The 20,641-nt window shown below is 41.5% G+C and carries 20 protein-coding genes and 1 other annotated feature; of the genes, 2 read left to right on the top strand and 18 right to left on the bottom strand.

Features of this window, described 5'->3' with window-relative positions:
• Nucleotides 1–31: 31 nt before the first annotated feature.
• From HMPREF0556_RS03385 to HMPREF0556_RS03335, 11 genes are all read right to left on the bottom strand, one after another.
• Nucleotides 32–880, bottom strand: coding sequence for a phytoene/squalene synthase family protein (locus HMPREF0556_RS03385; RefSeq protein WP_003755526.1), 849 nt, complete (start codon nucleotides 878–880; stop codon nucleotides 32–34).
• The gene (locus HMPREF0556_RS03380; protein ID WP_040486439.1) at nucleotides 877–2,373 is read right to left on the bottom strand and encodes a phytoene desaturase family protein; all 1,497 of its coding nucleotides are present in this window, start codon (nucleotides 2,371–2,373) and stop codon (nucleotides 877–879) included. The genes HMPREF0556_RS03385 and HMPREF0556_RS03380 overlap by 4 nt, the downstream gene beginning before the upstream one ends.
• 19 nt (nucleotides 2,374–2,392) lie before the next feature.
• Nucleotides 2,393–3,055 carry an ABC transporter ATP-binding protein gene (locus tag HMPREF0556_RS03375; RefSeq protein WP_003755522.1) on the bottom strand — a complete coding sequence of 221 codons (663 nt, stop codon included), beginning with the start codon at nucleotides 3,053–3,055 and terminating at the stop codon, nucleotides 2,393–2,395.
• Nucleotides 3,056–3,060: 5 nt separating this feature from the next.
• Nucleotides 3,061–4,128: an ABC transporter permease gene (locus tag HMPREF0556_RS03370; RefSeq protein WP_040486438.1), complete on the bottom strand. Its 1,068-nt coding sequence runs from the start codon at nucleotides 4,126–4,128 to the stop codon at nucleotides 3,061–3,063.
• A gap of 106 nt (nucleotides 4,129–4,234) precedes the next feature.
• Nucleotides 4,235–4,801 carry a TetR/AcrR family transcriptional regulator gene (locus HMPREF0556_RS03365; protein WP_003755518.1) on the bottom strand — a complete coding sequence of 189 codons (567 nt, stop codon included), beginning with the start codon at nucleotides 4,799–4,801 and terminating at the stop codon, nucleotides 4,235–4,237.
• Between the two features lie 47 nt (nucleotides 4,802–4,848).
• The gene (gene tyrS, locus HMPREF0556_RS03360) at nucleotides 4,849–6,105 is read right to left on the bottom strand and encodes a tyrosine--tRNA ligase (protein ID WP_040486437.1); all 1,257 of its coding nucleotides are present in this window, start codon (nucleotides 6,103–6,105) and stop codon (nucleotides 4,849–4,851) included.
• A gap of 220 nt (nucleotides 6,106–6,325) precedes the next feature.
• Nucleotides 6,326–6,537 (bottom strand) — a binding site (T-box leader).
• Between the two features lie 42 nt (nucleotides 6,538–6,579).
• Nucleotides 6,580–7,587 (bottom strand): catabolite control protein A, encoded by a 1,008-nt coding sequence (ccpA, locus tag HMPREF0556_RS03355; protein WP_003755513.1) that lies wholly within the window; start codon nucleotides 7,585–7,587, stop codon nucleotides 6,580–6,582.
• A gap of 266 nt (nucleotides 7,588–7,853) precedes the next feature.
• Nucleotides 7,854–8,888, bottom strand: a complete 1,035-nt coding sequence (locus HMPREF0556_RS03350; RefSeq protein ID WP_040486436.1) for a hypothetical protein — start codon at nucleotides 8,886–8,888, stop codon at nucleotides 7,854–7,856.
• Between the two features lie 73 nt (nucleotides 8,889–8,961).
• Nucleotides 8,962–10,047, bottom strand: coding sequence for a bifunctional 3-deoxy-7-phosphoheptulonate synthase/chorismate mutase (locus tag HMPREF0556_RS03345; protein ID WP_003755509.1), 1,086 nt, complete (start codon nucleotides 10,045–10,047; stop codon nucleotides 8,962–8,964).
• 469 nt (nucleotides 10,048–10,516) lie between these two features.
• The gene (locus HMPREF0556_RS03340) at nucleotides 10,517–11,041 is read right to left on the bottom strand and encodes a YtxH domain-containing protein (RefSeq protein WP_040486435.1); all 525 of its coding nucleotides are present in this window, start codon (nucleotides 11,039–11,041) and stop codon (nucleotides 10,517–10,519) included.
• A gap of 27 nt (nucleotides 11,042–11,068) precedes the next feature.
• Nucleotides 11,069–11,515: a DUF948 domain-containing protein gene (locus HMPREF0556_RS03335; protein ID WP_003755505.1), complete on the bottom strand. Its 447-nt coding sequence runs from the start codon at nucleotides 11,513–11,515 to the stop codon at nucleotides 11,069–11,071.
• Between the two features lie 222 nt (nucleotides 11,516–11,737).
• Here HMPREF0556_RS03335 and HMPREF0556_RS03330 point away from each other — a divergent pair, with 222 nt between their 5' ends.
• A complete protein-coding gene (locus HMPREF0556_RS03330) occupies nucleotides 11,738–12,850 on the top strand; it encodes an aminopeptidase (protein WP_003755503.1) in 1,113 nt (370 codons plus the stop codon).
• Between the two features lie 42 nt (nucleotides 12,851–12,892).
• Here the strand turns inward: HMPREF0556_RS03330 and murC are convergent, their stop codons facing one another.
• The 7 genes from murC to HMPREF0556_RS03295 form a co-directional block, all read right to left on the bottom strand.
• Entirely contained in the window at nucleotides 12,893–14,215 is a 1,323-nt protein-coding gene (gene murC / locus HMPREF0556_RS03325; RefSeq protein ID WP_003755502.1) for a UDP-N-acetylmuramate--L-alanine ligase, read from the bottom strand.
• A gap of 233 nt (nucleotides 14,216–14,448) precedes the next feature.
• Nucleotides 14,449–16,887, bottom strand: a complete 2,439-nt coding sequence (locus HMPREF0556_RS03320; RefSeq protein WP_003755500.1) for a DNA translocase FtsK — start codon at nucleotides 16,885–16,887, stop codon at nucleotides 14,449–14,451.
• A gap of 197 nt (nucleotides 16,888–17,084) precedes the next feature.
• The gene (gene ytpR, locus HMPREF0556_RS03315) at nucleotides 17,085–17,702 is read right to left on the bottom strand and encodes a YtpR family tRNA-binding protein (protein WP_003755498.1); all 618 of its coding nucleotides are present in this window, start codon (nucleotides 17,700–17,702) and stop codon (nucleotides 17,085–17,087) included.
• Between the two features lie 3 nt (nucleotides 17,703–17,705).
• Nucleotides 17,706–18,509: a DUF1444 domain-containing protein gene (locus HMPREF0556_RS03310; RefSeq protein ID WP_040486434.1), complete on the bottom strand. Its 804-nt coding sequence runs from the start codon at nucleotides 18,507–18,509 to the stop codon at nucleotides 17,706–17,708.
• A gap of 30 nt (nucleotides 18,510–18,539) precedes the next feature.
• Entirely contained in the window at nucleotides 18,540–18,851 is a 312-nt protein-coding gene (locus tag HMPREF0556_RS03305) for a thioredoxin family protein (protein ID WP_003755494.1), read from the bottom strand.
• Nucleotides 18,838–19,086, bottom strand: a complete 249-nt coding sequence (locus tag HMPREF0556_RS03300; RefSeq protein ID WP_040486433.1) for a hypothetical protein — start codon at nucleotides 19,084–19,086, stop codon at nucleotides 18,838–18,840. The genes HMPREF0556_RS03305 and HMPREF0556_RS03300 overlap by 14 nt, the downstream gene beginning before the upstream one ends.
• Complete coding sequence (locus HMPREF0556_RS03295) at nucleotides 19,061–20,134, bottom strand: M42 family metallopeptidase (protein ID WP_040486601.1); 1,074 nt, start codon at nucleotides 20,132–20,134, stop codon at nucleotides 19,061–19,063. Before HMPREF0556_RS03295 ends, HMPREF0556_RS03300 begins: the two co-directional genes overlap by 26 nt.
• 150 nt (nucleotides 20,135–20,284) lie before the next feature.
• Here HMPREF0556_RS03295 and HMPREF0556_RS03290 point away from each other — a divergent pair, with 150 nt between their 5' ends.
• Nucleotides 20,285–20,596 (top strand): PepSY domain-containing protein, encoded by a 312-nt coding sequence (locus tag HMPREF0556_RS03290; RefSeq protein ID WP_036103777.1) that lies wholly within the window; start codon nucleotides 20,285–20,287, stop codon nucleotides 20,594–20,596.
• Nucleotides 20,597–20,641 lie beyond the last annotated feature (45 nt).

The following is a 20,641-nucleotide window of genomic DNA, read 5'->3' as shown; positions in this document are numbered from 1 at the left end:
ACTCTTAAACTTTTGTTTAAGAGTTCTTTTTTTATCCAATCAACTGTCGGTAGATCTCCCTTGCTTTTAGCTTCGATACATATCCCCGCTTCGTGAAACAATCATAATCATTATTCCGCACGCTGTTCAAGATTTCATTATAGCTTCTAGCAGCGAACAAAACACTGACTTCGACGGTTTGCTCTAAATTATGTCTTTCCCTCTCAAAAAACGCATAACGCTGATCTGCTTCCTCTGCTAAATGTTCCCATAATGCTACAAAGTTCCCATTGATTTCCTGCGCTGCGATTTCAGCCTCGGAATAACCAAAGCGTGTCATGATACTTTTCGGCAAGTAGATCCGCTTGTATTGCTGATAATCTTCGCCGATGTCTCTCAATATATTGGTGATCTGCATGGCTATTCCGAGCTCGACACACGCCTTTCTCCATACCTGCTGATCCTGCACAGAAATGATAGGCAGCAAGATCAAACCCAGATTTCCAGCTACAAAATAACAATATTCCAAAAATCGTTCCATATCAGATGGCTGTTCAAAATCCAGATCCATGCGTTGACCAACGATTTGTTCTTGCAGTAGGTCAACGTCGATCCGATATGCAGAAATCGTAGCATCAAGTGCCTGCACACCAGCAATCTCTGTGTAAGCTGCTCGATTCTTCAAGATGTTTTCCCACATCAATAAACGCGCTTTCTTTTCGGCTATTGTCAATTCCGCATCATCTGTAATATCGTCGATTTTTCGACAAAATGTATAAATGGCAAAAACCGCATTCGCTTTTTCTGTATCCATTTTTGAAAAGGCACGGTAAAAGTTCGTCGAATTCGTTTTAATGACTTTGCGGCAGTAATCGAAGTCGGCTTTTAATTCTTTACTCATCTTCTCTCTCCTTCATCTGCGATTATGGCTTCTGCGGCTAATTTCGCTGATGTCATCACGATTGGCACTCCGGCACCTGGATGCGTACTACTGCCAGCGTGATAGAGGTTTTTGATGTGTTTATCCTTGCTTTGCGGTCGCAAATGATTGCTTTGTTTAAGCGTTGGCTTCAAACCGAAGCAAGCGCCATTATAAGCATGGAATTTATCGCGAAAGTCGAGCGGTGTCGTGTACATCTCCAACTCGATATCCGCTTCGATAGTAGCAAAGCCGTCTACCTTTTTAAGCGCGGTCATGACTTTATCTCGATAAAACTTCGTATCTGCTTCCGTCCAGTCTTGTTTATCTAGCGAAGGGACCGGCACCAAAACATACATACCTTCCTTTCCTTCTGGCGCTAATTCTGCGTCTAACATAGAAGCTAAGTAAACATAAAAAGATGGATCTTCGGCACGCTCCCCTGCAAAAATGGCTTCGAGATTTGTTTTCAGGTCTTCAGCAAAGAAAAAATTATGTACATTCAATGTAGAGACTTTATGCGACAACCCTAGATAAATAACGAAACAGGAACAGGAATATTCATACTTATCTACCTGCTTTTGTCTTTTTTGATTTTCAGCTGCCGTTGTGTTGAGCAGATGTTTCATTGTGTAAGGATAATCTGCATTACTAAGCACGACATCGCTTGCAATAACGCTACCGTTCACGCGGATTCCTTTCGCAACCTTATTTTCCACGATGATTTCCTCGACATTTGCCTCACAATGGAGTTCGCCGCCTAACTTCTGATAAACAGCTACTAGACTTTCCACTAAGGTATACATGCCACCTTTGATAAACCAAATGCCATATAGCAATTCGATCATCGGGATCATGGTATAAATCGATGGTCCTTGGTAAGGAGAGATCCCGATGTATAGCGTTTGGAAACTCAACATATTGCGAATCCGTTCATTTTTCACGTATTTCCCAATCGACTTTTCCGCAGTATCAAAAGTTTTTAATTTGAGTCCTTGACGAATCGTATTCGGATTATAAAAGTCGCTAAAGCGATTGAAGGATTTTAGAATAAAGTGATTCTTCGCTGTCAAATAACGTTTATAAATATTTTGCAGATACTGCAGAAAGCCTTGCGCATCCTCTTCGCTGATTCCTTCCAACATTTTCATCAGCTCGCTCAGTTCCGAGGAAACGCCATATTTCTCCTCATACTGTTCCCCAAAGAAAACGGTATACATCGGATTTAAAGGCTGCATGTCTAAATATAAGTCCGGATCTTCCCCTGCCATTGTAAAAACTTCGCGGTAGATATCCGGCATCATTACGATCGTTGGGCCCAGATCAAAAGTAAAACCATTCTTTTTGATTTGATTCATTTTCCCGCCCGGTTTATCATTCTTTTCATAAATCGTCACTTGATAGCCTTGCTTCTGCAATCGGATCCCGGCACACAAACCAGCCACGCCAGCCCCGATAATTGTCACTTTCGTCATTTCCTGCTCCTTCATTTTATCAATTTGTAAGCACACCATCTTTCATTCGTACTACACGGTCACAGTAACTTAAAAGACGTTCATCATGCGTTACCATAATGATCCCCTTGCGTGTTCGCTTACATTCTTTTGCCAATATCCGCATAACATCAAAAGCACGTTCGGAATCAAGACTCGCTGTCGGCTCATCTGCCAAAATAATTTGCGGATCGTGGTACAAAGCGATCGCGATCGCGACCCGCTGTTGTTCTCCACCAGATAATTCTTGAGGGAATTTGTCCATTAACTCTTTTATACCCAAAGATTCCAGTAATTCCACATATTTTGTCGATTTATTTTTGTTAATTTTATTAATTAGTTCAAATTGCTTTTTCACTGTCAAAAAAGGAACTAAATTTGTGTTTTGTAGGATAAAGCCAATCTCATGGAAACGCAGCTGAACCAGTTCTTTTTTTGAAAGTTGGTGGAGCGGCTGATCACCGACTTGGACCACTCCTTCTGAAGGCATCTGCAAACCTGCCGCCAATGTCAAAAAAGTGCTTTTCCCGGAACCAGACGGTCCAATCACTGCAACCAATTCATTTTCTTCCATTGTAAAGTTGATATGCTTGGCTGCGGTCACTTGCGTATGACCCGTTCCAAATGATTTCGTCACATCTTGCATTGTCAATATTGCTGTCATCTCTGTCAACCTCCTATCGCTACTAAAGGATTTATTTTCACAATCGTCCGAATCGATACCAGACTGCCAACAACAGAAACAAGCAGTATCAATCCCATATCACTCAGCAATTTCAAATAATCTAAGCGAAAGGGCAGTGTATCTGGCATGACAAGTGAAATTCCGACCGTAAGTATAAAGCCGATCACAATACCGATCATAGCAAGGACAAATGTTTGCGCCACGACCGAACGTGCTAGATAAGCGGTTGGAATCCCCTGTACTTTCAAGACCCCAAAAATCGCTTGCTTCTGCAAGGTCATGATATAAATAAAAATACCGATTACAAAAGAGGCAATCACGATCAGAAAATAATTCATCGTTTGCAGCGTCAGATTTTGAGCTTGATAGCCGGGTAAGTTTTCAATAAACGTATTGGTCGGCAATAATTCCGTATTGGCGGCTTTGACTTTCACTTTAGAAATATCCGCTGCACGGATCAATAATCCATTGACCATATTCGTATTTGGTCCAGCAGATTTGATTCCTTGGACAGAGGTCATGGAACTATAGGCTATCGGTGCCAAATTCAGTGAACTGTCCGCAAATGCGCCAACGATCTTCCATTTTTCCTTATCAGCGCCTACTTTCACCTTGTCTCCTACCCGATATTCCTTTTTAAGGACACCATCAGAAACAATGATTTCTTTCTTATGCTGAAATAGTTTTCCTTTTGTTAGTTTTGGTGTTATAAAAGCATTCTTTTCAATCCCCAACAAATTGATATTTAATTGCGCTTCATCCGTTCCTTGAATAACTGCAGAAGTCTGGCTTACAGGTGTTACTGCTTTAGCATGGTTAACTTTATCTGCAATACCTGCTTTCAAAGCGGAACCTGTCAAATTTTTATTGGCTTCCTTCGAAAGAACGACTCCCTCGATTTTCCATTGATCCACTGCCATTCGATTTCCTTCCGCTAGTCCATTTGCCAGACCGTTGATCGTAAAAATCAGCCAGCCGATCAATCCGATCACCGCTATGATCAGTAGATATTTAAATTTTGTATAGCGCATCTCATTGATCCCTAAAAACATACTATCCCTCCTCGCTAAAACTTTATCACTTATCGTTCGATAAATCAAATAAATAAGAAAAAACCAATTAGTATAATTGGTTTTTTCTTTGGCTCCTGACAAGTTTTTACATAATCCCATGAAGTAGAAGATCGATTGTCAGTTCCACTTGCTTGCTGACCGTTTCTTGCGGTAATTCTTTCATATTGAGCAAATAACTGATATTGGTAAGTACAAGACTAGCAGCTTGTGCGGCCGTGACGCCAGAACGAAGCGACTCATTTTCAAAAATAAGCTGAAATGGACGACTATACGTTTGCTGAAATAAAGTAAACATATCCATTTTTGCTTTTTCATCCAATTCATTGTTGATATCATGAATCATCATTGTTAAATTTGCTGGATGGGTGGCAAGTAAGAAGTGGATCATGCGGGACAGCAGCTCTTGCGCTGTTCCTGTTTCAGCCGCCATTTCTTGTAACGTCTGACTGACCGAACTCGTCAACGTCTCAATAACAGCTAGATAGATAGTGACTTTATTCTTAAAGTGGTGGTATAAATTAGGCTGCGTGATTCCACACTGCTTCGCGATCTCACGTGTAGACGTTGCTTTAAACCCATTTTTCATAAATAGATCCGTCGCTACTGTTAAGATTTTTTCATGCGTCAGTTTCCATTCTGCTTTTCGATCCATCTGCTTCCCTCCTCTGCCTTTTTCTCACCCAGCAAATTCACTCTTTATTAATATTGAATCAAAAAGTATTTTTTCTTTCCTTTACGGATGATCAAGTATTTATCCTCAATGCGATCGCTACTACTGATAACCTTTTCCAAGTCTTGACAACGTTCGCCATTCAAGTAAATGGCACCGTTGGAGATATCTTCGCGTGATTGGCGTTTGGAAGGTTCGATTCCGCTTTCTACTAGCCAATCCACTAATTTAGCATCTTCTTTGGTAGCTTGGATGGTCGGAACATCTTTGAAGCCTTGTTCAATTTCTTCCGCAGTCAGCGAAGCGATATCCCCACTGAATAAAGCGTTTGAAATCTTGATAGCTTGGTTCAGATCCTCTTCACTATGAACAAATGTAGTGATCTCTGCAGCCAATTTTTTTTGTGCTTCTCGCAAATGCGGTGCTTCTATCATTTTTTGTTCTAACTCGGCAATTTCTTCTTGCGATAAGAAAGTAAAGTATTTTAAGTATTTAACGACATCGCGGTCGTCCGTGTTGATCCAAAATTGGTAAAACTCATACGGTGTTGTTTTTTCGCGGTTGATCCAAATAGCACCGCCTTCTGTTTTCCCAAATTTTGTACCATCTGCTTTTGTTAATAACGGGATCGTTAAGCCGAACGCTTTCGCTTTGTCGCCTTCTTTTTTACGGATCAGGTCGAGTCCGGCTGTGATATTGCCCCACTGGTCGCTTCCACCGATCTGCAGACGACAGTCTTCGTGTTGGTATAAATGTAAAAAGTCCATTGCTTGTAAGATTTGGTAGCTGAATTCCGTAAAGCTGATTCCGTTTTGGAGTCTGGAAGCAACAACATCTTTAGAAAGCATGATATTCACGTTGAATTCTTTCCCAAAATCTCTTAAAAAGTCTAGAATCGATAATTCTTTGGTCCAATCATAATTGTTGACCATTTTCGCCGCATGCGCACCTTCAAACTCAAAAATTTGACCCAGCTGACTACGCAGACCTTCCACGTTTTTTTGAATCTGTTCAATGCTTTGCAATTGACGCTCTTCTTTTTTACCGCTTGGATCCCCAATAGTCCCCGTTGCCCCGCCGACTAACACGATCGGTGTATGTCCGGCTTTTTGGAAGCGGCGCAAGATCATAAACGGAATCAAGTGACCAATATGCATAGAATCACCGGAAGGATCGATTCCGCAATATAGCGCGATCGATTCTTTTTCTACTAATTCCTTCAAGCCTTCCTCGTCTGTTTGTTGGTAAACGGCTCCGCGCCATTTTAGTTCTTCAATGATATTCATTTTTTTCCTCCTTGGTTGGTGTGTTTTGAAATGCAATGAAGTGGACTTATCTTTTGATGGATCAACCTCTCGCTTTGCTCGATCTTGTATTGCAACTGTAACCGCCTCTCGGCGGAACAGTTCTTCATGGATCAACCTCTCGCTTTGCTCGATCTTGTATTGCAACTGTAACCGCCTCTCGGCGGAACAGTTGCAATAAAAAACGTCCCCTCGTCAATGACGAAGGGACGTTGGATACGCGGTACCACCCTTGTTGGAAACTTGGCTCGAAGTTTCCCACTTGATAAGATAACGATTTTTCACCGTTCACGCCATTTCCTGCGTGAATATGCTCCCGGATGTAATTCATCTGCTTTTTTATACTGGTTCACACCGACCACCAGCTCTCTGAAATAGGGAAAAGCGACTACTTCGTCCGTTCATTGCTTTGCATTATGAAATTTTCATAAATATATCATATCCTATTTATGACTGTCAAGATTTGTTTTTTGTTGTGCCGCGGAACTTTTCGCTGTGCGGCAGGATCACTGCTTTTTCATCTACTTCGTCACTGGACATCAATTTCGTAAGCAGACGCATTGCTACCGCACCGATGTCATATAATGGTTGTACGACTGTCGATAATTGAGGTCTTGTCATCAATGTTAATTTCGTATTGTTGCTAGTGATGATCTCAAGGTCATCAGGAACACTGACACCAGCGTCAAGAGCGGCATTCAAGATACCTACACCTAGTTCGTCATCAGCTGCAATTACAGCGTTTGGTGTATGCGCAAGGTTGCTTAGTTCTTCCCAAGCTTTGACACCCGCTGCATAATTATAGTCCGCTTCTAATACATAAGTTTCGTCGTAGGCAATGCCAGCTTCTTCTAATGCATCTTTATAACCGCCCAGTTTCAGATCACGATTGACAGGCTCGTTTAAAGAACCGATCACAAAGGCGATCTTGTCGTGACCGTTTTCAATAAAGCGTTTTACAGCAGCTTTTGTTGCTTCCCGATAATCGATATTTACCGAAGCAAGTTTATTTGCTTGATCCACTGAACCAGCAAGTACGACTGGCGCTGGAGAACGGTCGAATTCTTCTTGTAGCTGTTCGGAAATACGTTCACCCATATAAATGATCCCGTCCACTTGTTTCCCTAGCAATGTGTTCAGAACTTGAAGTTCTTTCATCTCGTTTTCATCCGAATTACTTAAAATAATATTATATTTATACATCGTCGCAATGTCTTCGATCCCGCGAGCTAATTCTGCATAAAATACATTTGAAATATCTGGGATGATAACACCGACCGTCGTGGTTCTCTTACTAGCAAGTCCACGTGCTACTGCATTCGGGCGATACCCAAGTTTATTGATCACGTCTAATACTTTTTTTCTGGTCACAGGCTTTACATTCGGATTCCCGTTGACCACTCGAGAAACAGTTGCCATTGATACGTTAGCTTCACGAGCTACATCATAAATGGTCACATTCATCTCTATTCACTCTCCATTACCTAAAATTTATCTCCGTTTTGAAAACGCAAACAATATTGCTCTCACTATATAATACGATAGTTTTAAAGCTTATGCAATTTATTTCACTTTTTATTTTCATTAATTTTCATAGTATTTTAGCATGATTTAGACTACATCGTTCTAATAAAGTGATTGAAACTTTTTATGTGCTATCGTTTAGCGAAAATAATGCACACACTTTTTCGTAAGCTTTGGATTTTCCCCGTCATCTTGGATGAGATAATCTAACAGAATCGCTTCTCGTTCTTCTTCGTGTTTTTGCATATTGAGCAATTTCGAAAGATAGTGATCAAATGAATACGATAAGGATCAATAGCAAGTACTGGATAAAGTTCCAGATATTCTGCCGGAGCAGTGAAATAAGTAAAATCAATCAAATGCGTGATTTCATTTTCATCTAGTTGCGCAAAATCTGTTGAAACACAAATCTTTTCCGTATGTTTTTTACTAAAATCCATCAAATGGTAATATTCTTGTAGCGTTGGTAAATCATGCAGTTGCGGCATTGCTTTTGGAACAGAGATAAGCTCATCCAGATTTATTGGTTGGAGTCTTTTTTTATTTACCTCTCTGATTGTTGACACAACCACGCATTCTAGCCATTCACGTTTTTGAAAAGCTGCTGTTGCTTTATGATGTCCATCCAATAAGCAGGCGTAAAACCCAACAAAATGTGTAGCAAAACCCCGCCCCATAAATGATTTTTCCTTATACTCTAAGATAGTCTGAGGCTCAAGGCTATCTTTTGATTGTGTAGGCACCAAAAAAGCTGGCTCCGACTCATAAGCAAAGGGTTCGTTTCCTTCTTGTCGGTAAAAAAGATCGACAGAAGCCGGGAAATTCTGGGAATCTGTCGGCAACTCCTGAAACCAATTTCCAGCACCGTCTGTTGGGACCAAATGCTTTACCTCCACTTGGTAATACCCACTTTTAAACAGCTTGAAGAGCGGCTCGCAAGCATGCAAAAGTGCCCCATAAGTGGAATATTCCTCATTCATTACTTGACGATAAAGCGCTGTTTCAGCGATGTGCACTTCCTTTCTGTCCATGTTTCCCAAGGCGAGCATTTTTTCGCAAGTTGGGCTACTATCGCTATTAGCTTCATTTTTGACCAGAGGCTGTCCATTAACCGAAATGGCGTGCCTGTCTTGTCTTATTATATGTGACCCATGCTTGACTTGGACAATCCATTTTTTATCGTTGGAAATAGTATCTTGCTTGAAATAAAAGACTTTTGGTTGTCTTTTCAAATACTTCATCTGGAACCTCCTTTCCATAAAAAAACTGTGATCCTAGTATCGCTACAGGAATCACAGTTTGATCCTTATTCGATTAACGAACTACTTGCGGGGCAACTCGTGAATTCATAATATTCTCCCAGAAAGCATCGAATTCTGGAATATTCATTTGTTGGGCAGCATCAGACAGTGCTACTGCTGGATCTGGATGTACTTCCGCCATTACGCCGTCCGCTTCGATCGCTAAGGCAGCTTTCGCACATGGCAATAGTAGATCTTTACGTCCAGTGGAGTGGGTCACATCAACCATAACTGGTAAATGGGTTTCTTTTTTCAAGATTGGAACAGCAGAAATATCCAGTGTGTTCCGGGTCGCTTTTTCGTAAGTGCGGATACCGCGTTCGCAAAGAATGATGTTTCCGTTCCCTTGCGACATGATGTATTCGGCTGCACCAATGAATTCTTCGATCGTTGCTGAAAGACCGCGTTTCAAAAGAATCGGTTTATTCACACGCCCAGCTTCTTTTAGTAATTCAAAGTTCTGCATGTTACGAGCACCGATCTGGATCACATCGACATAGTCAAGTGCTGTTTCGATATCAGCTGGTGTTACGATCTCGCTGATAACACTCAAGCCAAATTCGTCCGAAATACGTTTCAAGATCTTCAGACCTTCTAAGCCAAGACCCTGGAAGTCATATGGGCTAGTACGCGGTTTGAATGCACCACCGCGGATAAGGTTCAAGCCCTTCCCTTTGATGGAAGCCGCTACAGCTGCTACTTGTTCATAAGATTCTACCGAACATGGTCCGAAAACAAAAACAGGTTCGCCATTACCGACTTTTAGGCCATTGACATCAACGATCGTATCCTCTTTTTTATTTTTACGAGAAACAAGTAACGCTTTGGAATGATCTTCCTCTTGCAATTCCAAACCTGCTTTGAAGATCTCTTTAAAAATGTTTTGGATCGTTGCATCTTCAAACGGTCCTTTATTCGCTTCCACGATGTGGTTCAGCATTTCTCGCTCACGTAGCGGATCAAAGCGGAGCGATCCTTGGACACCTTTTATTTTACCAATTTCTTGGACTAGATTGCCTCTTTTATTGATGTTTTCTAGCAGTTCGATATTTAATCGATCTACTTCTGCGCGTAATTCTTCTAATCTGTCATTACCCATTTCTTGCTTCCACCTTTCATGAATGCTCTTTTGTTAACAATAATTATAAAGGAAAAGAAAAGATTTGTCACATATCCGCTTTTCTACTTAATCGCTTTTAAGCGTTAAAGCCTTTAAGCACATAAATAATACTAACATGGATTTGCAAAGTTGACAAGTGATTTAAATGTTTGGTTGTAAAGTTTGGAGTGACAATCCCTTATGTTTTACTTTTTTGATAGATGATCAGCATGGTATCTCGTTCAACGTTTTACAAGTTATGTAAACACTGCTTTGTCATTTGTGCCGGGAACGACGACTACATAAACGGTGTAGGTTATCCATTTTCGGATCATCACTTGCACCTTGTATATATATTTTTAAGATTAACACAAGAAAGTACGAACTAATTATAGAGAAACACTAGATTTTATCAACGTAGACTGAAAAAGACCGCTTGCCATGGTGGCAAGCGGTCTCCTTCTGTTACTTAATTATTTTCTTTTCTAGCTTCTTTTAATTTTTTTTCAGCTTCTTTTTTTGCTTCTTGTACTTCTTTTTCAGCATCTTGCTTGGTTTGCTTTGCTTCTGAAGAAACATCTTGGGCAGCATCTTTCGCATCTTTTTTAATGTTTTCTGCTGCTTCTTTAAAGCTTTCTTTGTTTTCTTCTGCATTGCTAGAAATCGTATCTTTCACATTTTTACCTTGTTTCACAACTGTATCTGCTAATTTACCAGATTTATCTTTGACTACATCGACAAGTCCATTAGCTGAATCCACGATTTTTTCTTTGCGGTCTTTAGCAGCATTACCGATTTCGATTCCTTTTTCATAGGCAACATCTTTCCATTGATTGCCCTTTTCTTTTAAGTTATCTACTTGGTCATTTAAATCTCCGCGTAGTTCTTTACCAGATTTCGGTGCTAAAAGTAATGCGACGGAAGCACCGATCGCTGCTCCGATAAATCCACCAATCAAAAAGTCTTTTGAATTAATACCATCTTTTTGTCCCATGTTTGTTACCTCCATATTCCTGATTTTTTAAATTTCGCTTGCTTCTTCTGCTGCTTGTTTTGCAGCTTTTTTTGCTTTCATCTTATTACGGAACGACAGAATAGAATTACTAAAAGAAAGTGCTTGGGCAATTTTAGTATCATTCTGCTCTACTTTGTTTGTAGCAAGCTCAGCAAGTTCGCGAACGGATTTGCTAAGTCCGAACAAGGAAGTTCCGATATCGCCGACTGCATCAAATACAGGGTCGATTTTAGAAATTTTCCCGTTCACATCTTCCAGCAATACATTTGTTTTATCAAGCAGATTCGTTGCCTGCCCAGTTATTCCCTGTACTTCCACTGTGATCTTATCTAGAGATCCTTTTACCTCGTCTAAAGTTTGCGATGTTGATTTTAATGTTTTTCCTAAGTAAATAGCAATGATGAGTAATGCGATTGCGGCAATTAATGCGGCAATATATAAAATATCTATCATCTATCCACACCTCCGTTTTCTTAATTCTTACCCTCTCTTAGAATATGTAAAACTTGCTGTCAAAAAAATTATGCAAATAATGGCTCCAGAATTAGGGTTATATACATTCTACCAATTATACCTCTAAATGAAAACTAAAACGGTAACAACATTGCAATTCTTACTTTTTCGCGTAAAATAGATAGAGAAATCTCATTTTACTATTTAGGGAGGAACAAGGGAATGAAAGATCCACGTATTCAAAAATTAGCACATAATTTAATTCATTATTCCGTAAAACTAGGCAAAGGCGAGAAAGTATTGATCGAGAATTTCGGTGTGCAAAAAGAACTCGTTGCTGCGTTAGTAGAAGAAGCATATGGCGTAGGCGGCTTGCCGTTTGTATCTCTAAAAGAACCAGAGATCGATCGCGCGCTCTTACTTGGTGCAACTACATCGCAATATGAAAAAATCGCTGCGTTTGAAGCAAATGTTATGAAAGAAATGGATGCTTATATCGGCTTGCGTGCTGGTGGCAATATCAGTGAGCTCTCCGATGTGCCCGCTGACAAACTAAAAATAAACGGCGGAACGGTTGGCAAAATGCATACAGATATTCGTGTCAAACAGACCAAGTGGGTCGTACTTCGCTACCCAACTTCTTCGATGGCACAATTGGCTAAAATGAGCACCGCAGCATTTGAAGATTTCTATTTTGACGTATGTACATTGGATTACAGCAAAATGGGCGAAGCAATGGAAGCCTTAGTCGATCTGATGAACAAGACGGATAAGGTCAGATTGACCGGTCCGGGAACAGATCTAGCTTTCAGTATCAAAGATATCCCTGCGATCAAGTGTGCCGGCGAACTGAATATTCCTGATGGTGAAGTTTACACAGCACCTGTTAAAGACTCGATCAACGGAACATTAACATATAACACACCTTCTCCTTATCAAGGTTTTACTTTTGAGCAGATCTCTTTCACCTTTAAAGACGGCAAGATCATAGAGGCGACCGCAAACGATACGGACCGCATCAATAAAGTACTCGATACAGACGAAGGCGCACGTTATATCGGCGAATTTGCGATCGGTGTCAATCCTTATATCCACGAACCGATGCAGGATATTCTTTTCGATGAAAAAATCGAAGGCAGTTTCCATTTCACACCTGGACAATGCTACGACGATGCATTCAACGGCAACCACTCCGCTATCCACTGGGACATCGTCAACATTCAACGTCCGGAATACGGAGGCGGCGAGATCTATTTCGACGACGTTCTTATCCGAAAAGATGGATTGTTCGTATTACCGGAATTAGAGGCTTTGAATCCAGACCGACTTATTTAAACAGAAAAAGCCAAGCGAGTGAATCGCTTGGCTTTTTTAATTTCAGATACTGATATTCACATTTTTATTTTCTAATACTTTTTCATAGGCGGCCTGGAATTTCTGTACATCTCCTGCTCCCATGAATAAGATCACAGCTTCTGGATAGCGTAGCAATTCTTCCGTATGCGCTTCTTTGATAATGTGGTTTCCTTTTGTTTTAGCAGCTAAGTCACCGATCGTTAGTTTTCCAGTTTTTTCACGTGCTGAACCGAAAATATCACAGAGATAAACTTCATCTGCTAAATTCAAGCTTTCCGCAAAACCTTGTAAGAATGTCTGCGTCCGGGTAAAAGTATGTGGTTGGAATACAGCTACTACTTTTTTATCTGGATATTTTTGGCGTGCAGCATTGATCGTCGCCCGAATCTCAGAAGGATGATGCGCATAGTCATCTACCAATACTTGATTTCCTTTTTCAGAAATAGAGAAGCGGCGTTTGACTCCTTCAAACGTCTTCAAACCTTCAATGACCGATTTCATAGGCAGACCTTCATAGTCTGTCAAAGCAATAACGCTTAGAGCGTTCATCACATTGTGATCTCCATAAGTAGGAATTTCAAACGTGCCAAGCTTTTGGTCGAAATGATACGCATCAAAGACTGTTCCTGTCGTCTTTTTGATGACATTTTTCGCGATAAATTCGTTATTTTCTCCAAAGCCAAAGTAAACGATCGGAATATCTAGATCCAAGCGACGTAATTGTTCGTCATCTCCAAGGGCAATGACAGCTTTTTTCACTTGCGAACCCATTGTTTGGAACGCATCAAAAACATCATCTACACTTTTGAAATAATCCGGATGATCCCAATCAATATTCGTCATGATCGCATAGGTAGGCGAATAAGCTAGGAAATGGCGTTGGTATTCACACGCTTCCAAGGCAAAATATTCCGCACCCTTTGTTCCGCTACCTGTTCCATCCCCGATCAGATAAGAAGTCGGCTTTATCCCTTCTAGGACATGCGATAAAAGACCGGTCGTGGATGTTTTTCCGTGAGAACCGGTAATTGCGATGCTTGTATAGTTTTCAATAAATTGTCCCAAAAATTTATGATAGCGGATAACTGTCAGACCAAGTTCTTTTGCTTTTACGATTTCTTCGTGTGTGTCAGGAAAAGCATTCCCGGCAATGATCGTTTGTCCTTTTTGGATGTTTTCTGCGGAAAACGGTAAGATCTTGATACCCTTTTCTTCCAATGCTTTTTGAGTGAAAAAATATTTATCGATATCGCTTCCTTGTACGTTTAAGCCTTTATCAAATAGAATCTGTGCTAAAGCACTCATCCCAGAGCCTTTTATTCCTACAAAATGATAGATTGTCATTATTATATACCTCCGTTAACTATTTCTGGAAGAGGTTGTCTAAAATAGTATGGTAATGGTTGAATCAGCTAACTATTCGTATTCATTTCTTTTCTAGACATCATCTTTTTTACTACGTCTTCTTTTAGAGTTCTCTTTTTGCAATCCTAAATTATTATAGCACCTTTCCCGCTTTTAGAAAAACCTTTGAGCAAAAATCCGTCATTGGTCGCATATAAATTATAAAAAATAGTTTACTGCTCGATTTCTCTTAATTTTGCTAGTTGATCACGAGTGATGATCACATCGCGTGGCTTAGTGCCATTTGTTCCGGAAACGATTTGCTGAGCTTCGAGTGCTTCCATCAATCGCGCCGCGCGGTTATAACCGATACGGAAATGTCGCTGCAACAGCGATGTCGATGCAGCATTTTGCGATAAAACAAATTCGCAAGCATCATCAAATAACTCGTCGGTGTTCTCTTTATCGACTGCTTTTGCTAATAATTCTTCTTGCTCAAAAAGATAATTCGGCTCTCCTTGGTTACGGACATGAGCAACGACGGTATCGATCTCTTCATCGCTGACAAATGTTCCTTGAAGGCGTACTGGCTTATTCGTGCCGTTCGCAAGGAATAGCATGTCCCCTCTTCCAAGTAGTTTTTCTGCTCCGCCGACATCTAGGATCGTCCGCGAATCGATCTGGGAAGAGACCGAGAAAGAAATACGTGTCGGAATGTTCGCTTTGATCAATCCAGTAATCACATCTACGGATGGCCGCTGCGTTGCGACAATCATATGAATCCCGCAGGCTCTTGCTTTTTGAGCGATACGGCTGATTGCTTCCTCGACATCACTTGGAGCAACCATCATTAAATCTGCTAATTCATCAATCACAATCAAAATGTACGGTAATTTTTCTCCGGTATGATCTGGGTGGCTGGCATATTCATTATATTTTTCCATATTGCGGACGCCAGTATGGCTAAATAGCTGATAACGTCTTTCCATTTCTTCTACGGCCCATTTGAGCGCCGCTGTTGCCGCTTTGGCATCTGTGATCACAGGGCTTACCAAATGCGGAATGTGATTATACGGAGCCAGTTCAACCATTTTCGGGTCGATAAGCAACAACTTCAATTGATCAGGCGTTGCTTTGTAAAGCAAGCTGACTAGCAATGAATTGATACAAACACTTTTCCCCGAGCCGGTCGCCCCAGCGATCAGACCATGCGGCATCTTCTGCAGATCCGTCAAGATCGGTTCACCAGAAATATCTAATCCCAACGCTGCCGTTAACGGTGAAGCGGCATTTTGGAAATATGGGGTGCCCATGATCTCAGAGAGCATGACCGGTCTGCTTTGCGGGTTTGGAATCTCGATCCCGACTGTGCTTTTCCCCGGAATGGGCGCTTCGATCCGAATATCTTTTGCCGCTAAGTTCAATTTGATGTCATCCGATAGGTTCGTGATCTTGCTGACTTTGACACCTTTTTCCGGCTGCACTTCGAATCGTGTTACAGCTGGTCCCTGCGTACGATCAACTACTTTTGCCTGAACATTGAAGTTTTCAAAAGTCTCGTCTAATAATAATTGTTCATCATCAAGCCATGCTTCATCTTTTGCACTGAAAACAGGTGGATTAAGTAATTCTTCGGATGGGAAATAATATCCCGACATCGCTTCGCTAGTTACGACTTCCGTTTGGATGGCTGGTTCCGGCGATGCGGGTTCCGGCTTTTTTTCAAGCTTTGTTTTATCACGGTTGATCATCATCACATTAAAAGGAATATGGGTTTTTTTCGACTTTTGCTCACGAGCGGCAGAATGCTGTGCTTGGGTTTCAACTTTTTCTTCTTGTTGCTCTAGACTTTCTTCCTTTTCAGGCTCTATAGTGGCTTCTGCTGCTTCTGAAGGTGCTTCTGGTTCTGACTCGAGTGGCTGCTCTTCTAAAACGGCCGGTTCTTCTATAATAGGTGCTACCATTTCAGTCGGCTCTACTACAGATTCGCTAATCATAGCAGATTGAGTGAGTTCAGGCTCTGGCTGATTCATGACTTCCTGCACTTCGGCTTCTGTTTGTATTTGGGCATCTAAATGCGCATCAAAGGAAACGGAAGCAGTTTCTGCTTGCAATTCAGTATCAACAGGGTTGATTTGAATATCTTCTGCGATTTCCTCCTGCACAGTTTCTACTTTGGTATCCGAAAGACCAAATTCAAATTTACTTGGCCGTTTTTGGAAAGCAAAAACTGGTGAAGGAACATCCGTGGCAGCAAACGGCTTTTTAGAAACGGGTTCTGAAGGCGCTTCGGCTTCCTTTATCTTATGTACTGGTTCTGTCTGGCGGTAAGCAGGCGCTGAACTCGCCTCTTGCTGCTGAACGCCATCAGGTATTAAGGGGAAACGAAATTCACCCTTGGGATATTGATAGGTCATTTTCGCGCTGACAGCCCGGTTTTTTTTCGGTTTTGGCACTGGGTTGCGGCGAATGATCGGCTGCGCCTCCTGCCTTATACTTTGTTGGTTGAAAGCCGCTTTTTTTGGGGCGGCTGGTGGTTGATTCTGTTGTTTACTTACTTGTTTACTAGCTTGTATTGGTTGTTCCTGCTCGTTTTTTGTTTGTTTTTTTTCGGCTTTTTCTTCTGGCGTTTCTTCCAAATCACCAAAGAAAAATTCTTTAAACCATCCCATTCTATATCACACCTAAACATAAATTCTTATTTTAATAGATTCATTATACATGAGATAGTAGCATGACGAAACGGCGATAAGTTTTTGTTAACCTTTGATTGAAAGGATAAAATAAATGCAATAATAACATGTATTGTATACAATATATAGCGTGAAAAAGGCTTAGAACGGCCATTCCGTTCTAAGCCAATTGTTTTCTAAAAGGAAACAGGAAATGCAGCACCAGTTTCATAGCCGTCTTCCAACACTAAGATCCCTTTTTCTTGCGGCGCATTTGGGATCGCTAACTCTCTTGCTGCACACAGCATTCCAAAAGAGTCTACACCACGTAGGTTGGACGGTTTAATAACAAGTCCACTGGGCATCACCGCGCCGACTTTGGCAACCACGACTTTTTGTCCCGCTTCGACGTTCGGAGCTCCACAGACGATCTGCAATTCTTCCTCCCCTACCGCCACTTTACAAATACTAAGTTTATCTGCGTTTGGATGTTTTTCTTTTTCAGCTACATATCCAACTACGAACTTCGGTGACAAATCAACTTCTAATTCGTCTTCAAAACCAGCCTTGCGAATAACTTCATTTAGTTCCGCTACCAGTTTCTCCGTCAATTCTACTGGACCATCTTTTTCTGCTTTAAAAAACGAGGATGCTTCAAAAAAATTGTATCCTGCTAATTCATTTGTTTTTTCTCGGTAGATTCGAGCCACATTCCCTTTTCGTTCAAAGGATTGTTCTGTCAATGGGACATCCATCGTTTCCACGATCAGCACATCCCCTACCCCTTTTGCATTATAAAAAGCATTTACTATCACGTTTTATTCCTCCGTCTTTCTATTTTTCGCTAGTATAAATATCGGTTCTAGTTTACCATCATTGTAAACAAATGACAACGACGTGATCGGCATCATCCCCTCAGCAAAAAATTGCATCGTCACATGCGCCATGACATCATAGCCGCTTTCATCACGAATATCGCCAATGATCAGTACATCTTGATGCGGAACCGCCAAGACCATTTCGCCAGTCAGATCCGCGCGCATTTTCGCAAGGTAATCAAGATTTAAGATTCTGCTGGCATCGTAACCATCATTCATGCGAACAAAATAAAAATCATTCGCGCCGACGCTATCTTTTTTCACTTCCACCGGTAATTTGTTCACATTCGCTAGCGCGTGCTTTCGGATCACTTCTATCGAGATCGCCTCATCTTGCAGTTGCTTCTGAGTAATGAATTTATACGAGCGTCCAAGATCCAATACATAGAAAATGGCTGTTTCCGCAGTGTGTTCGTCCACCGCCAACAGTTCACCCTGTTTTGTCTTTCGAGGAAAAGAAGTGGAACGAATCACCGGAAAGATTTTCGTTTCATTGCCGTCCAATTGAATTTCGTGGCCGGAAGCGCGCAACCCTTCTTCGACATAATAACGAATTTTTTCCAGCGCCCGTTCGCCCTCTTCTTCCCAATTCCCAATAATCGTCGGTAGCGTCAAAACGACAGAAGCGCTTCCCTGCTCAACACTAAGTGTGTCTTTCTCGCGATCAAATCGAAACGTTCGCTTTGGATCAGCCAGGAGCGCCTCTAGTTTTTCTTTCATTAGGAAAGCGGTCATTTTTGCGATATTAATCCCCTCCCCTGCTTTGCTATTTGCTTAAATGGCTTGTAAAAAATCATTGATTTCTTCTTTTGTTTTTCGATCTTTGCTGACGAAACGCCCAGCTTCCTCGCCATCTTCGTAGACAAGGAAACTTGGGATACCGAAAATCGAGAGTTCCGCACATAGATCAATAAACTGATCGCGATCCACTAAGTAAAAAGCAAAATCGCTGTTTTCTTGTTCGATTTCAGGCATAGCGGGTTCAATAAATCTACAGTCTCCACACCAATCTGCACTGAACATAAAAACCGCTCTCTCCTCTGCAGCAACTTGTCGAAATTGTTCGACCGATTCAATTCTTTTCATTTTCTTCCCTCCTTTTCCTGATACGTTCGGATCGATAAGCGTCGACCCCCGCGAAAACGACTATCAAAATCACAGCTATCCAACCAGCCATTAGCCAGCCGACCGAAGTTCCGGTCAGATAAGGGATCGCCAACCAATGACCGATCGTCATCACTAAACAACTGAGCGCAAGCACGGCACCCCAAGTCAAACTAGGATAACGAAAAGCTTTACGCATTACTTTTAATCGTTTCATATGTCGTCTTATCCAGCGTGCGAATAACTTTCACGATCATTTCCTTCGCTGCTGCATAATCATCCACATGCAAGATCGAATTAGTCGAATGGATATAACGGGATGGCACGCCGATCACCGCACTTGGGATACCACTAAGCGACGTATGAACTTTACCCGCATCTGTACCGCCAGGCGATACGAAATATTGATAAGGGATCTTGTTCGTTTCTGCTGTATCTAATAAAAACTCACGCATGCCGCGATGCATGATCATCGTCCGATCAAAGATACGCATCAAAAAGCCTTCACCAAGTTTGCCGAATTGCGATTCGTCGCCGGCGACATCATTGGCCGGACTCGCATCTAACGCAAAGAAAATATCCGGTTTCACCAAATGCGCACTCGTTCCTGCACCGCGCAAGCCAACTTCTTCTTGGACATTCGCACCCGCCACTAATGTATTCGGCAGTTTTTCACCCGCCACTTCGCGAAGTAATTCGATCGCCAAGCCGACTCCATAGCGATTGTCCCAAGCTTTTGCCATGATTTTCTTAGGATTAGCTAGCGGAGTAAATTCGGATACCGGTACAATAAATTGTCCTGGTTTGATACCGATCTTCTCCGCATCTTCCTTGTCATCCGCACCAATATCGATCAACAAATTTTTCGGATCAGTCGGTTTGCTACGTTCCGCTTCCGTTAGTAAATGCGGCGGAACCGAAGCGACTACACCGATTACCGGTCCGTCAGCTGTCATCACTTGAACACGTTGCGCTTGTAAAACTTGCGGATTCCAGCCACCCAGCGTTTGAAAACGAAGCAATCCTTTAGACGTGATCTGCGTGACCATAAACCCAACTTCATCCATGTGGCCTGCTACCAATATCTTAGGCCCATCTTCCGCACCGCGGCGAACGCCAAAAATACCACCTAGTCCATCTTGGATAATTTCATCAGAAACTGGTTCGATCGCTTTGCGGACGTAATCGCGAATCCGAAACTCATCTCCAGAAGCTCCCTGTAATTCTGTTAGTTCTTGAAACATTTGCAGCGTTTCTTTTTCCACCATCATCATTCCTTTATTATATAATCCCCTCTATTATAGCAAATCTTAACAAAAATAACCGCCCTTCTTGCTCATGGCAGTTATTCTTTCGCGAATGATGAACTTTGTAGTATAATGGATGATAAAGGCAAAATCATAGGAGGAATTACCGTGAACGCAAAAACATTTATTGCTGGCGCATTGACTGGTGCAGCAGCTGGACATCTTTTTTATCATTATTTCATCGATCAAAAAACCACTTCTGGTGATGCTATCCTAGAAAAAGTAAAAACTGCTTTCAAAAAAGAAGGACCGATCGAAGGATCTTGGATTCAATTAAAAAAACAGCATTATAAAAAATTCGCGATCGATACTTTCGTTTACCACGGTGGCATCACTTGTATCCGTGAAGGCGAGAAAAAACAATTTGAATTTATCGCTGATGCGAATACCGGTACGATCATTGATATTTATTTAGTGTAGCTTCTACTACATAATAAAAACCGCTTCTATTCAGAAGCGGTTTTT

Source organism: Listeria grayi DSM 20601 (genome assembly GCF_000148995.1).
GTDB classification, from domain to species: Bacteria; Bacillota; Bacilli; order Lactobacillales; family Listeriaceae; genus Listeria; species Listeria grayi.
Note: the sequence above shows the minus strand (reverse complement) of the source record. Positions and strands in the feature narration are given on the sequence as shown.